Annotated in this window: 15 protein-coding genes; 11 read left to right on the forward strand and 4 right to left on the reverse strand. The window is 57.3% G+C overall.

The annotated features are described in order from the left end of the window. The first annotated feature begins 8 nt into the window (after window positions 1-8). Genes prfA through kdsA form a run of 5 tightly spaced genes read left to right on the forward strand, consistent with a single transcriptional unit; the run spans window position 9 to window position 4014 of the window. The gene (gene prfA / locus SK62_RS09015; protein ID WP_023296764.1) at window positions 9-1091 is read left to right on the forward strand and encodes a peptide chain release factor 1; all 1083 of its coding nucleotides are present in this window, start codon (window positions 9-11) and stop codon (window positions 1089-1091) included. Beyond that, window positions 1091-1921 (forward strand): peptide chain release factor N(5)-glutamine methyltransferase, encoded by an 831-nt coding sequence (prmC, locus tag SK62_RS09020; protein ID WP_045348625.1) that lies wholly within the window; start codon window positions 1091-1093, stop codon window positions 1919-1921. The genes prfA and prmC overlap by 1 nt, the downstream gene beginning before the upstream one ends. Further along, the gene (gene sirB2, locus SK62_RS09025; RefSeq protein ID WP_023296762.1) at window positions 1918-2310 is read left to right on the forward strand and encodes an invasion regulator SirB2; all 393 of its coding nucleotides are present in this window, start codon (window positions 1918-1920) and stop codon (window positions 2308-2310) included. The genes prmC and sirB2 overlap by 4 nt, the downstream gene beginning before the upstream one ends. A 3-nt stretch (window positions 2311-2313) precedes the next feature. Beyond that, a complete protein-coding gene (gene sirB1 / locus SK62_RS09030; protein WP_006810913.1) occupies window positions 2314-3123 on the forward strand; it encodes an invasion regulator SirB1 in 810 nt (269 codons plus the stop codon). Between the two features lie 36 nt (window positions 3124-3159). Next, window positions 3160-4014 (forward strand): 3-deoxy-8-phosphooctulonate synthase, encoded by an 855-nt coding sequence (gene kdsA, locus SK62_RS09035; RefSeq protein ID WP_003856671.1) that lies wholly within the window; start codon window positions 3160-3162, stop codon window positions 4012-4014. 115 nt (window positions 4015-4129) lie between these two features. On the opposite strand, the gene chaA is transcribed toward kdsA, so the two are convergent. Continuing rightward, window positions 4130-5230 carry a sodium-potassium/proton antiporter ChaA gene (chaA, locus tag SK62_RS09040; protein ID WP_003856672.1) on the reverse strand — a complete coding sequence of 367 codons (1101 nt, stop codon included), beginning with the start codon at window positions 5228-5230 and terminating at the stop codon, window positions 4130-4132. Window positions 5231-5498: 268 nt separating this feature from the next. Between chaA and chaB the strand changes: the two genes are divergently transcribed. Next, the gene (gene chaB, locus SK62_RS09045; protein WP_003856674.1) at window positions 5499-5729 is read left to right on the forward strand and encodes a putative cation transport regulator ChaB; all 231 of its coding nucleotides are present in this window, start codon (window positions 5499-5501) and stop codon (window positions 5727-5729) included. Window positions 5730-5906: 177 nt separating this feature from the next. Next, window positions 5907-6602 (forward strand): gamma-glutamylcyclotransferase, encoded by a 696-nt coding sequence (locus tag SK62_RS09050; protein ID WP_047719485.1) that lies wholly within the window; start codon window positions 5907-5909, stop codon window positions 6600-6602. Between the two features lie 30 nt (window positions 6603-6632). Here SK62_RS09050 and SK62_RS09055 read toward each other — a convergent pair whose 3' ends face one another. The 3 genes from SK62_RS09055 to SK62_RS09065 all read right to left on the reverse strand — a co-directional run bounded on the left by SK62_RS09055 (window position 6633) and on the right by SK62_RS09065 (window position 9311). Continuing rightward, window positions 6633-6872, reverse strand: a complete 240-nt coding sequence (locus SK62_RS09055) for a hypothetical protein (RefSeq protein ID WP_015570352.1) — start codon at window positions 6870-6872, stop codon at window positions 6633-6635. Window positions 6873-7066: 194 nt separating this feature from the next. Next, window positions 7067-8851 carry a methyl-accepting chemotaxis protein gene (locus SK62_RS09060; RefSeq protein WP_017384254.1) on the reverse strand — a complete coding sequence of 595 codons (1785 nt, stop codon included), beginning with the start codon at window positions 8849-8851 and terminating at the stop codon, window positions 7067-7069. A gap of 106 nt (window positions 8852-8957) precedes the next feature. Then, complete coding sequence (locus SK62_RS09065; protein ID WP_017384253.1) at window positions 8958-9311, reverse strand: DsrE/DsrF/TusD sulfur relay family protein; 354 nt, start codon at window positions 9309-9311, stop codon at window positions 8958-8960. A gap of 73 nt (window positions 9312-9384) precedes the next feature. Here SK62_RS09065 and nasR point away from each other — a divergent pair, with 73 nt between their 5' ends. The 4 genes from nasR (at window position 9385) to SK62_RS09085 (ending at window position 13711) form a co-directional block, all read left to right on the forward strand. After that, on the forward strand, window positions 9385-10557 hold the full coding sequence (gene nasR / locus SK62_RS09070) for a nitrate regulatory protein NasR (RefSeq protein ID WP_047719486.1): 1173 nt from the start codon (window positions 9385-9387) through the stop codon (window positions 10555-10557). A gap of 227 nt (window positions 10558-10784) precedes the next feature. Then, window positions 10785-12032 carry a CmpA/NrtA family ABC transporter substrate-binding protein gene (locus SK62_RS09075; RefSeq protein WP_023296759.1) on the forward strand — a complete coding sequence of 416 codons (1248 nt, stop codon included), beginning with the start codon at window positions 10785-10787 and terminating at the stop codon, window positions 12030-12032. Between the two features lie 2 nt (window positions 12033-12034). Next, window positions 12035-12913 (forward strand): nitrate ABC transporter permease, encoded by an 879-nt coding sequence (gene ntrB, locus SK62_RS09080; RefSeq protein WP_017384249.1) that lies wholly within the window; start codon window positions 12035-12037, stop codon window positions 12911-12913. A gap of 9 nt (window positions 12914-12922) precedes the next feature. Continuing rightward, window positions 12923-13711 carry an ABC transporter ATP-binding protein gene (locus SK62_RS09085; RefSeq protein ID WP_015570359.1) on the forward strand — a complete coding sequence of 263 codons (789 nt, stop codon included), beginning with the start codon at window positions 12923-12925 and terminating at the stop codon, window positions 13709-13711. Window positions 13712-13718 lie beyond the last annotated feature (7 nt).

Here is a 13718-nt window from a genome sequence, read left to right on the forward strand (position 1 = left end):
TTACGCCTATGAAGCCTTCTATCGTCGCTAAACTGGAAGCTCTGCACGAGCGCCATGAAGAAGTCCAGGCGCTGCTCGGCGATGCCGGGATCATTGCCGACCAGGAACGTTTTCGCGCGCTGTCGCGTGAATACGCGCAGTTAAGTGATGTTTCTAAATGCTTTACCGACTGGCGACAGGTCCAGGAAGATATCGAAACCGCGCAGATGATGCTCGACGATCCTGAGATGCGCGAGATGGCGCAGGAAGAGTTGCAGGACGCGAAAGCGCGTTCAGAAGAGATGGAGCAGCAGCTTCAGGTGCTTCTGCTGCCGAAAGATCCGGACGATGAGCGTAACGCCTTTGTGGAAGTCCGCGCCGGTACCGGCGGCGACGAAGCGGCGCTGTTCGCCGGGGATCTGTTCCGTATGTACAGTCGTTATGCCGAATCCCGTCGCTGGCGCGTGGAGATCATGAGCGCCAACGAAGGCGAGCATGGCGGCTACAAAGAGGTTATCGCCAAGATCAGCGGCGACGGCGTGTACGGTCGTCTCAAGTTTGAATCCGGCGGTCACCGCGTGCAGCGCGTGCCTGCGACAGAATCTCAGGGACGCATTCATACGTCAGCCTGTACGGTGGCGGTGATGCCGGAGCTGCCGGAAGCGGAACTGCCGGATATCAACCCGGCGGATCTGCGCATCGACACCTTCCGCTCTTCAGGGGCAGGTGGTCAGCACGTTAACACCACCGACTCCGCTATCCGTATTACTCACCTGCCCACCGGGATTGTGGTTGAGTGTCAGGATGAACGTTCCCAGCACAAGAACAAGGCTAAAGCGTTATCCGTGCTGGGCGCGCGCATTCACGCGGCGGAAATGGCGAAACGTCAGCAGGCGGAAGCCTCTACCCGCCGTAACCTGCTGGGCAGCGGCGATCGTAGCGACCGTAACCGCACCTATAACTTCCCGCAGGGTCGCGTAACCGACCACCGCATCAACCTGACGCTGTACCGTCTGGATGAGGCGATGGAAGGCAAGCTCGATATGCTGATTGAGCCTATCGTGCAGGAATACCAGGCCGACCAGCTGGCGGCACTGTCCGAGCAGGATTAATGGATTTTCAGCGCTGGTTACGCCATGCCGCCAGTGAGCTTTCTGCAAGTGAAAGCCCGAAGCGCGACGCCGAAATTCTGCTTGAGCATGTGACGGGTAAAGCCCGCACATATCTGCTGGCTTTCGGCGAAACCGCGCTGACCGCTGAACAGCAATCGCAGCTGGAGGCGCTGCTTGCCCGCCGTAAAACCGGCGAGCCGGTGGCGCATCTGGTTGGCGAACGCGAGTTCTGGTCACTTCCGCTGTACGTTTCAGCGGCCACGCTGATCCCGCGCCCGGACACCGAGTGTCTGGTGGAGCAGGCGCTGGCGCGGTTACCGACGCAGCCGTGTCAGATCCTCGATCTCGGTACTGGCACCGGCGCGATTGCGCTGGCGCTTGCCAGCGAGCGACCGGACTGCACCGTGACGGCGGTAGACGTGATGCCTGATGCGGTCGCCCTCGCGCGGCGCAACGTTGAACGGCTGGGGCTGAACAATGTTTCCGTTCTGCAAAGCAGCTGGTTTGCCGCGCTTGAAAGCCGCATGTTTGAAATGATTGTCAGCAATCCGCCCTACATCGACGAAGACGATCCGCATCTCGCGCAGGGCGACGTGCGTTTTGAACCGTTGACCGCGCTGGTCGCTGCGAATCAGGGACTTGCGGATCTCGATCACATTGTGACAACGTCACGACAACATTTGCTTCCCGGTGGCTGGCTGCTGGTGGAACATGGCTGGACGCAGGGAGAGGCGGTGCGAGCGCTGTTCACGCGTGCCGGATACGCTGCCGTGGAAACCTGCCGGGATTACGGCGGCAATGAACGTCTGACGCTGGGGCAGTGGTCATGAGCCTGTTTACGCTGCTGATCTCCGTTCACCTGATTTCCGTTGCCCTGACCATCGGCTTTTTCATTGCCCGCTACTGGTGGCGCTACAGCAACAATCCGCTGATTAACGCCCGCTGGGTACGCATCGCCCCGCACTGTATCGACACGGTGCTGTTCCTTTCCGGAGCCGGGTTAATGTGGAAAACCGGCTATCTGCCATTTACTGATAAAGGCGCATGGCTGACTGAAAAGCTGTTTGGCGTTATCATCTACATCGTTTTGGGTTTTATCGCGCTTGGGCGTCATCGTCCGCGCAGCCAGCAGACAGGGTTTATCGCCTTTTTGCTGGGTCTGGTGGTGCTGTACATCATCATTAAACTCGCCACCACAAGAATACCGTTACTGGGGTAAGTCATGAGGTCCTTAGCCGATTTCGAATTTAACAAAGTGCCGCTCTGCGATGGTATGATCCTGATTTCAGAGATGATCCGCGACGATTTTACGTCACAGTACGTTTACGCTGAACTGGAGAATCTGGTCAGCCTGGCGCGCGAAGAGATCAATCAGGCACGTCCGCAGGACTGGCAATTAGAGAAGCTGATTGAGCTTTTCTACGGCGAATGGGGTTTCTGTGACACGCGAGGCGTGTACCGCCTGTCTGACGCACTGTGGCTGGACCAGGTGTTGAAAAATCGTCAGGGCAGCGCCGTCGCGTTGGGCGCCATTTTACTGTGGGTTGCGCACGAGCTGGATATTCCACTGGTGCCGGTCATTTTCCCGACGCAGATGATTTTGCGGGCGGAGTGGCTGGACGGTGAGATGTGGTTAATCAATCCGTTTAACGGCGACACGCTGGATGAGCATACGCTGGACGTCTGGCTGAAAGGCAACATCAGCCCGATAGCGGAGCTGTTCAATGAAGATCTCGATGAAGCCGATAACGCCGAAGTGATCCGCAAGCTCCTGGATACGCTGAAGTCTGCGCTGATGGAAGAGCGTCAGATGGAGCTGGCTCTGCGCGCAAGCGAAGTGCTGTTGCAGTTCAATCCGGAAGATCCGTACGAAATCCGCGACCGCGGCCTGATTTATGCGCAGCTCGACTGCGAGCACGTGGCGCTGAATGATTTGAATTATTTCGTCGAGCAATGTCCGGAAGACCCGATCAGCGAGATGATCCGCGCGCAGATTAACGCGATCGCGCATAAACACATTACACTGCATTAATCTTAATTCCGATTCACACCTGAATAAGGCGATCCTATGAAACAAAAAGTGGTTAGCATTGGTGATATCAACGTGGCAAACGACCTGCCGTTCGTGCTGTTTGGGGGTATGAACGTTCTGGAATCCCGCGATCTCGCTATGCGCATCTGCGAACACTACGTGACCGTGACCCAAAAGCTGGGCATCCCGTACGTGTTTAAAGCCTCTTTTGACAAAGCCAACCGCTCCTCCATTCACTCCTACCGTGGCCCGGGCCTGGAAGAGGGGATGAAGATTTTCCAGGAGCTGAAACAGACGTTTGGCGTGAAAGTGATCACCGACGTGCACGAAGCGTCTCAGGCACAGCCCGTGGCTGATGTGGTAGACGTGATTCAGCTTCCGGCGTTCCTCGCTCGCCAGACTGACCTGGTAGAAGCGATGGCGAAAACCGGTGCCGTGATTAACGTGAAAAAACCGCAGTTCGTGAGCCCTGGCCAGATGGGTAACATCGTCGACAAGTTTATCGAAGGCGGTAACGACCAGGTGATCCTCTGCGACCGTGGTTCAAACTTCGGTTATGACAACCTGGTTGTGGATATGCTGGGCTTCAGCGTGATGAAGAACGTCTCTAACCAGTCCCCGGTGATTTTCGACGTGACCCACTCCCTGCAATGCCGCGACCCGTTTGGCGCCGCGTCTGGCGGGCGTCGTGCGCAGGTGACCGAACTGGCGCGCGCCGGTATGGCAACCGGCCTGGCGGGTCTGTTCATTGAAGCGCACCCGGATCCGGCTAACGCGAAATGCGACGGTCCATCCGCGCTGCCGCTGGATAAGCTGGAGCCGTTCCTGAAACAGATCAAAGCGATTGACGATCTGGTGAAGAGCTTCGACGAGCTGGATACCAGCAACTAATAAAAAAACCCGCTTCGGCGGGTTTTTTTATGGGGCATATTGCCGGGTGGCGCTGCGCTTACCCGGCCTACAAAACCCGTAGGCCCTGCAAGCGAAGCGCCGCTGGGCAAAAGGGCTACGCAAATATAGTCATCAGATACGCAATAAACAGCGCCATATGCGCCGCGCCGTTCAGCACATTGGTGCGGCCGGTGGAGAAGGAAATCTGGCACAGCAGCAAGGATGCCACCATCACAATCATCTCTGGCGCACCCAGCGCAAACTGCAATTCATTCCCCGTCATAAAGGCAATCAGCGTCACCACCGGAACGGTAAGGGAGATGGTCGCCAGAACGGAGCCGAAGAACAGATTCATCGCCCGCTGCACCTGATTATTGAGCACCGCTTTCAGCGCTCCCAGACCTTCTGGCGACAGGATCAACAGGGCCACCAGGAAACCGGTAAAGGCGACCGGCGCGTTCAGTTCAGTTAACAGCGCCTCCAGCGGGTTCGCATTCATCTTGGTGACCGCAATAACGGCAATCAGATGCACGATCAGCCAAACCGTATGCCACGCGCTGCTGTGCGCCGACGGCTTACCGTGATGCGGGTCATCGTCGTCGCCGTCGTCTTCATGCTCGTAAACAAACAGGCTCTGGTGCGTTTTGGTCTGGATCAGCAGGAACACGCCGTACATCGCCGCGGAAATCAGCGCCACCAGCAGCGCCTGGCCGGTGGTGAAATTTGCACCCGGCAGCGCCATCGGAAATACCAGCACAATAATCGCCAGCGGGAACAGGGCGATCAGGTACTGTTTAATGCCAAAGAGGTTCATGTACTGGGTGGCAAATTTGCGACCACCTAATAAAAGTGAAAAACCGACCAGGCCGCCGGTAACAATCATAATGATGGAGTAGAGCGTATCGCGCATTAGCGTTGGCGCGGCGTCGCCGGTGGCCATTAATGCGGAAATTAAACTGACTTCAAGAATCACAACCGAAAGGCTTAAAATTAATGACCCATACGGCTCTCCAAGACGGTGGGCTAACACATCCGCATGGCGTACCACGCTAAATGCACTGGTTAAAATACCCACCAGAGCCAGAATATTGATCCCCACAACCACTGGCAATGACTGACTGCTTCCCCAGAAGAGCAGCACAGCCAGTGCCAGAACCGGGAAAATGAGAGAGGTCTCCTTGTGGCGGGTTTTTACCGCCTCGTGTGTTGCTGTCATGTGTTTCTCCAACAATGCAGGTGCTTGTAATTATAGATAGATTTTAAAGGTATTAAATTAACAGAAATCTGTTAAATACCCTGTATTTTTTACTTAATTTTACCCTTTATTATAATTTTTATGCCTGAGGCTTATAATGCCTTATTTCTGTTAAATATTAGTTTAATAACAATGAATTGCATTTTTATATTGTTCATTTCTTTCTGTCGGGTGGCACCCTCGCGTATCGTCGTCCACACTTATCTTTTAGCCAAAAGAGAAGTTAACAATGCCATACAAATCGAAAAGCGAATTACCGGATAACGTGCAAAACGTATTGCCTGCCCACGCCCAGGATATCTACAAAGAAGCCTTTAACAGTGCCTGGGATCAGTACAAAGATAAAGAAGATCGCCGGGACGATGCCAGCCGTGAAGAGACGGCGCATAAGGTGGCCTGGGCCGCCGTGAAAAATGACTATGAGAAAGGGGACGATGATAAATGGCACAAAAAGAAATAGCCGCCAAATAACACGCTGCCTCCATTTTGACATTTCAGGCGGTTGACCTGCCGCTGTATTGCATCTGGCCCGCGAATTGCTTATCGTTGCTCAACTGCTGTTAAAATGAACAGCACAGAATGCCGGGAAGGCGAATTACAGATGTCGCAAGGAAGCATGCAGTGGCGGAGGTGGAATGTGTTAACGCGTGATTTCTTGATGAAGGCAGATTGTAAGACGGCATTTGGTGCTATTGAGGAATCGCTTCTGTGGTCGGCTGAACAACGTGCGGCGTCGCTTGCGGCAACGCTGGCCTGCCGCCCGGATGATGGCCCGGTCTGGATCTTTGGTTACGGCTCGCTGATGTGGAACCCGGCGCTCGAATTTGTTGAATCAGCAACCGGAACGCTGCCTGGGTGGCACCGCGCCTTTTGTTTGCGCCTGACCGCCGGACGCGGCAGCGCCTGTCAGCCTGGCCGCATGCTTGCACTAAAAGAGGGCGGGCGCACCACGGGCGTGGCATACCGGCTGCCGGATACCACGCTGGAAGATGAGCTGACGCTGCTGTGGAAGCGCGAGATGATCACGGGCTGCTATATGCCCAGCTGGTGCAAGCTGGAACTGGATGACGGGCGCACCGTCAACGCGCTGGTGTTCATTATGGATCCGCGCCACCCGCTGTATGAAGCCGATACCCGAACCCAGGTGATTGCCCCGCTCATTGCCACCGCCAGCGGACCGCTGGGCACTAACGCCCAGTACCTTTTCTCGCTAGATCAGGAGCTGACGCGTCTCGGCATGCAGGACGACTGTCTGAGTGAGCTGGTGGTGAAGGTGAAAGCGCTGCTGGAAGGGAACCCGCTCAGCAATACGCTGCGGCCGGGTTTTGCCTGATAATACGCCCGGCTGACCGGGCGTTTACGGTTATGCCGCCACGTAACTTACGGAATGTTCGAGCGACTGGCTGTGGCTGTCGATCAGCACATCCCAGGTGCCGGTGTAAGGCACCGTCAGCCAGGCCTTATCGTCCTGGACGGTAAGGATATCTGCCTGCGATTGCTTCTGTCCTTTTGTACTCATCAGATGGATGCGGCAACGCTCTGAGCAACGTACCACTACCGTATCCCCGCCAAACAGTTTCAGACTCGTTTTAACTCGTGCCATTTTATACCCCGTCGTTTTTGCCCATCCCGAGCGTGATGTTGTTCACAATTTACTCATTGCATAACACCAAAGGGGCAGGGGTGGGATGCTGATTTCGATCAAAAAATGGCGCAACGATTAAACAAAAATGACAAAATCCCTGAAACCTTTCAGCGGACGCGCGTTTACCCTGCTTAACGCGCGCCCGGGAAAAATTATATGCGGAAATGGCCAGCGGTCTCAGCAAGGTCGCCCGCCTGGCTTTGCAGCGCGCTGGCCGCCGCAGCAGACTGTACAACAAGTTCGGCGTTCTGCTGCACCATGCGATCCAGGTGAGTCACCGCGTGGTTAATCTCATGGATCCCTTTCATCTGCTCGCGGGTGGCAATGGATATTTCACGCATAATGCCTGACACGCTCCCGACGCTGGCGCGGATCTCATCCATGCTGTCGCCCGCAAGGTGCACAAACCGGGAGCCGGTTGCAACGCTTTCGGTGGTGGAATCAATAAGGGATTTGATTTCCTTCGCCGCCTGAGCGCTGCGGCTGGCCAGGTTACGTACTTCCCCCGCAACGACCGCGAACCCACGGCCTTGTTCCCCGGCACGCGCCGCTTCCACCGAGGCGTTAAGCGCCAGGATATTGGTCTGGAAGGCGATGCCGTCAATGACGCTGGTGATATCGCCGATTTTCGCGGAAGCCAGTTCGATGGACTGCATGGTGCTGATGGCCTGAGCGACGACGTCGCCGCCGCGGGATGCGGCGGCAGAGGCCTTGCTCGCCTGTTCGTTCGCTTCTGCTGCCGACTCGTTTGACTGCGTAACGGAGGCCGTGATCTCTTCCACGGCGCTGGCGGTTTCGCGAAGGCTTGATGCCGCCTGCTCGGTACGCCCGGAAAGATCCTGATTGCCTGCCGCAATCTCATGCGCGGCGTTTTTCACTGAGGCGCTGGCATCACGCAGCTGGACCATCACCACAGAAAGCTTATCGCTGAAGGCGTTAAACGCCTGCGCAATTTGCGCCACTTCATCGCCCCCCTTATCCGGCAGACGCTGCGACAGATCGTTAGTACCGTTGGCAATGCTGTTCATCGCGTCACGGATACCGGACAGCCGCTTAAGCAGGCGGGCAATCAGGAGGTGCATGAGGGCTCCGCTCAGCAGGGCGAGGATCGCCAGAGACAGTGCAGATGCTTTTAGCAATGACCGCATCCCGGCGGTTGCATCGCCGTTATCGAGCGCCACAACCAGCAGCCAGTGCGTCCCCGGTACGGCGGTGGCCAGGAACGTTTTTTCGCGTCCGTTAAACGTTCCGTCAACCAGGTTGCCGCTTTTCAGGGTGGCAAAATCGGTCCCTTTGATCGTCTCCGTAAAAGGCTTAAGCGTCAGCGCAGGATCGCTGCCGGCAATAACGGTGCCGTTGCTGTCCAGAAGCAGTCCGCTGCTGGCCGGAGTCGGGTGAATACCGCGCACGTTAGCCACCACGCTGTCCATCGCCACATCGCCCGCCACCACTGCTTTCAGGGCGCCTTGCTCTTTAACCGGTACCGCGAACGTCACCACCAGTTTCCCGGTGCCCGCGTCTACATAAGGTGCAGTCACTACCGGACCATCAGCGCTGACGGCCTGCTGATACCACGGGCGAAGGGTGGGATCGTAATCAGCGGGTACCCCGGTTGGGTCAGAAAATTTAGCCGTTTTGCTGGCATAACCCACGTAGACGTTGGTGAATCCACCCGCCAGCGCAAGCTGTTTAAACACCGGAACCGGATCGTCGCTGAGCGCGACTGGTTGCGCCGAGGTGATGACGGTCATTTTGCTGTTCACCCAGTCGGCAATCGCCATGTTGTGGCTGGCGCTGGTGCTGGTCAGAATATCGCGCTGCGACTGCTGATTATCCTGGCGCGTGACCTGAAAGTTAATAATGGTATTAAGAAGAAGGGCGACGACCAGACAGCCTGTCGTCGCGGCAATGATGCGGGCGCGAATGGATCTGAACATAAGTGTAATACCTGCTGTGTTGTTTCCATGCCTATCGGCAACGGTGCAGGTAAACTTGATGCTGAAACCGCGTCCATAAGAAAATAATATTTTTATCGGGTTATTATTAAAAAGTTAATACTTTATCGGCGGAAAGCGTCCATTCAGCCAGCTCCACCAGCGTGCCAATTTCCACGCCATCAATCAGCGGTAGCCCGGTAATGCCGCGCCCGTCGGTACAGGTTTTGCACAGTTTGACCGCAACGTTTTGCGCGGTCAGGATCTCCAGCATTTGTTGAATGTTGTAGCCCTCTGCGGGTTTCTGCCCCTTCAGCCCGGCCGTGACGGCATCGGACATCAAAAAGAGGCGCAGCTCCAGCTCACTCTCCTTATCGCGCAGCGCGATTGCCAGGCGCAGGCTGTTAAAAAGGGATTCACTGCCGTAGGCCGCACCGTTGGCGACGATCACAATCTTCTGCATGTTGACTCCTGTTCTTTGAAAAGGCACGAATATTGCTTCTCGTACCGAAGAATACGTATCGGGGAGAGAAACGATGACGATAGTGGCTGGCAGTTCCCCTGGCGCAACCGAATGGTTCCAGCGTGCGAGAATGTTGCGCGAGGAACAGCTCGGCAGACTGGCGCAGCTGGGCGCACTGGTGAACGGCATCAGTCGACTGGTGCATATGCTACAGTGCGAGCGCGGTGCGTCAAATGTCTGGCTCTGCTCGCAGGGCAAATTGTACGCGCCTGAATGCAAGGCCAGCAGGGCCCTGGTGGATGAAAACCTCGCCGCATTGCACCGTCTGTTTAACGAACCGCTGCCTGGCAGCGCCCTGTGCGAACGTATTGCCAGCGCACTGCACGGCCTTGAGACGCTAACGGCGCTGCGTGATGGCGTTACAGGTCAACGCGTCACCGCGCCGCAGGCGATGGAACACTACAGCCGCATACTGCGTCATTTGCTCAGTATCGTACCTCAACTCAGCGACAGCATTGACGATCCGCACATCGCGGGCCGATTTGTGGCCCTTTACAGCCTGATGCAGGGCAAAGAACTTGTGGGACAAGAGCGGGCGCTGGGGGCTATTGGTTTTACCCAGGGATTCTTTGACGATGAAACCCGCCAGCGGCTGGTGGATCGCATTGATGGCCAGCAGGCCTGCTTTGAGGTTTTTATCTCCCATTGCACTCCAGACGTGCAGGAGACGTTTATCCTCAACTGCCAGCCGGGTCTGGAGACTGAAAAACTCAGGCGTGAAGCGTGCACCCGCCAGCCTCCGGCAGATAACGGCGATACCGCCCTCAAATGGTTTGCCCTGCAAACCGCGCGCCTTGAGCACCTGCGCACGCTGGAGGAGGTGGCAATTGCCGATCTGATGACGGCAGTTGAGGAGCGCCGCTATAGCGAAAACCTGCACGTAGACGATGAGCACGACGATATCCTGGCGCGATTTCCTGACAGACCGCTGCTGCCGTTGGTGCGCCAGCAGGCGCGTGAAATTGAGCAACTCTCCCGTCAGCTTGCTTCCCTGCGCGACACGCTGGAGGAGCGTAAGACCATCGACAAAGCCAAAAGCGTGCTGATTACGCACCAGAACATGAGCGAGGAGCAGGCGTGGACCGCCCTGCGCAAAATGGCTATGGATAAAAACCAACGCATGGTGGATATCGCCCGTGCGCTGCTTACGGTGAAAAATTTGTGGAAGATACCTCCTGGGGAGTAGTTGCACAGTCAGTGGGCATTTTGTGCCTGATTGAGGTGCGTAATACAGCGCTCTTCTTGCATAAACCCCGTAACGCCGGGGATGAAAAGCTGGCATTACCTTTGCATTAACAGATTAACCATTTTCGACGATGCGCCAACGGCGGTGCATGCGTCTTCGGGATAAAGGCGTCCACCGGTGCTTCAGCACCGTCGGGCGCTTTTTTTTGCCTTTTTTCAGGAGCAATTATGGCGGATTTGTCGAGACGGCGGTTATTGCAGGCCAGCATGCTGGCGAGTGGTGCGATGCTGTTGCCGGGTGTCATGCAGGCCGCATGGGCGGCGGGGTCAGATAAGCCGGAGCAGGATACCGTGCGTATCGGGTTTATCCCCCTGACCGACTGCGCGCCCGTGGTTATCGCGGCCCTGAAGGGGTTCGATAAAAAACACGGCATTACTATTGTGCCGACCAAAGAGGCGAGCTGGGCGGCGGTGCGCGACAAGCTGGTGGCGGGCGAACTGGACGCCGCGCACATTCTTTACGGCCTGCTGTACGGTCTGGAGCTGGGTATCGCGGGCAAGCCGCAGCAGATGGCGAACCTGATGACCCTCAACCAGAACGGTCAGGCCATTACGCTCTCCAGCGATCTGGCGGAGAAGGGCGTTCGTGACCTCGACGGGCTGAAAAAGCTGATTGCGCAGCAGGCGCCGGGAACCTACACCTTCGCGCATACCTTCCCGACGGGAACGCACGCCATGTGGCTCTACTACTGGCTGGCCAGCGCGGGGATTAACCCGTTTGACGACGTGCGCACCGTGGTGGTGCCGCCGCCGCAGATGGTGATGAACATGCGCATTGGCAACATGGTCGGGTTTTGCGTTGGCGAGCCGTGGAACGCGCGGGCGATTAACGACCGCATCGGATTTACCGCCGCCACGTCGCAGTCCATCTGGGCCGATCACCCGGAAAAGATCCTCGGCACCCGACGCGACTGGGTGGCGAAAAATCCGCACACCGCACGGGCGCTGGTGAGCGCCGTGATGGAAGCCGCGCGCTGGATCGAGGCGTCAGCGGAAAACAAACGCGAAACCGCGCAGATCCTCTCGCGCCGCGCCTGGCTCAACTGCAAGGAACAGTATCTCACCGGACGTATGCTTGGCGAGTACGACAACGGGGTCGGTCAGCGCTGGCAGGATGCGCACCCGATCCGTTTCTTCAACGAGGGTGCCGTGAGCTACCCGTATCTCTCAGACGGGATGTGGTTCTTAACCCAGTTCCGCCGCTGGGGCTTGCTCAACGCCGCGCCGGATTACGCGGGCATTGCACAGCGCATTAACCAGACCGCGGTCTGGCAGGATGCCGCGACCGCCGTGGGCGGCATGTCCACACCGTCATCACCATATCGCAGCAGCACCCTGATGGACGGCACCGTCTGGAACGGCACCGATCCGGAAGGGTACGCCAACCGCTTCGCCATTCACCGTAAAGGGGCCTGAGTATGCAGCATCTGCAAAATACAAAACCACAAGAGACGTCAGAGAGCGGGGAAGTGATTGTCCTGCCTCCGCTACAGGTTCGCCGTCGTGCGCCAGCGTTTACGCGTCGGATGAATGATTTTTTACAGCGCGTCATCCCGGCGCTGCTCGGTCTCGGCCTGCTGGTGGTGCTCTGGCAGCTGGCAGCGATAAACAGTAAAGGCTTTCCGACGCCGCTCAGCACGCTCGATTCGGCCATGACCCTGTTTGCCGATCCGTTTTATCGCGACGGGCCAAACGATATGGGCATTGGCTGGAACGTGCTGGCGTCGTTGCAGCGCGTCGCCATCGGCTTCGGTCTGGCGGCGATGGCGGGCATTCCGCTGGGCTTTTTGATTGGCCGCTTCACCTTTTTCTCGCGCATGTTCAACCCGCTGATCGCGCTCCTGCGTCCGGTCAGCCCGCTGGCCTGGCTGCCTATCGGCCTGCTGCTGTTCCAGAAAGCGGAGCCTGCATCGAGCTGGACCATTTTTATCTGCTCCATCTGGCCGATGGTGATCAACACCGCTGAAGGGGTACGCCGTATTCCGCAGGACTACCTCAACGTGGCCCGGGTGTTGCAACTCTCAGAGTGGACCATCATGCGCCGCATTCTTTTCCCCGCCGTGCTGCCTGCGGTGCTGACCGGGGTACGTCTTTCCATTGGCATTGCCTGGCTGGTGATTGTCGCCGCCGAGATGCTCACCGGAGGTTTAGGCATTGGATTCTGGATCTGGAATGAGTGGAACAACCTCAACGTCGAAAACATTCTCATCGCCATCGTCATCATTGGCGTGGTCGGGTTGCTGCTGGAGCAGGGGCTGATGCTGATCGCCCGTCGCTTTAGCTGGCAGGAAAAATAAGGAGTGAAGATGAAACCGTTAATTCAGGTCCAGGCCGTGAGCCAGCGTTTTTCCACCGCCAGCGGCGAGTTTCTGGCGCTGCAAAACGTCTCTTTTGATATCCACGAGGGCGAAACCGTCAGTCTGATTGGTCACTCCGGCTGCGGCAAGTCGACGCTGTTAAACCTGATCGCCGGGATCACGCTGCCGACGGAAGGCGGGCTGATTTGCGACAACCGCGAAATCGCCGGGCCGGGGCCAGAGCGCGCGGTGGTGTTCCAGAACCATTCGCTGCTGCCGTGGTTAACCTGCTTCGACAACGTGGCGCTGGCGGTGGATCAGGTCTTCCGTCACACCATGAGTAAGGCCGAGCGCAAAGCGTGGATTGAACACAACCTCGACCGGGTGCAGATGGGCCACGCGCTGCATAAGCGCCCAGGGGAGATCTCCGGCGGCATGAAGCAGCGCGTCGGGATTGCCCGGGCGCTGGCGATGAAGCCGAAAGTGCTGCTGATGGATGAGCCGTTTGGCGCGCTCGATGCGTTGACGCGTGCCCATCTTCAGGATTCGGTGATGCAGATCCAGCAGGCGCTGAACACCACCATCGTGCTCATCACCCACGACGTGGACGAGGCGGTACTGCTCTCTGACCGCGTACTGATGATGACCAACGGCCCGGCGGCCACCGTGGGTGAGATCCTGCGCGTCGATCTGCCGCGCCCGCGCAACCGGGTGCAGCTGGCGGACGACAGCCGCTATCACCACATGCGCCAGCAGATCCTCCATTTCCTCTACGAAAAACAGCCGAAAGCGGCGTAATGAGGGG

This window comes from Enterobacter sp. BIDMC109 (assembly GCF_001037885.1).
GTDB classification, from domain to species: domain Bacteria; phylum Pseudomonadota; class Gammaproteobacteria; order Enterobacterales; family Enterobacteriaceae; genus Enterobacter; species Enterobacter hormaechei_C.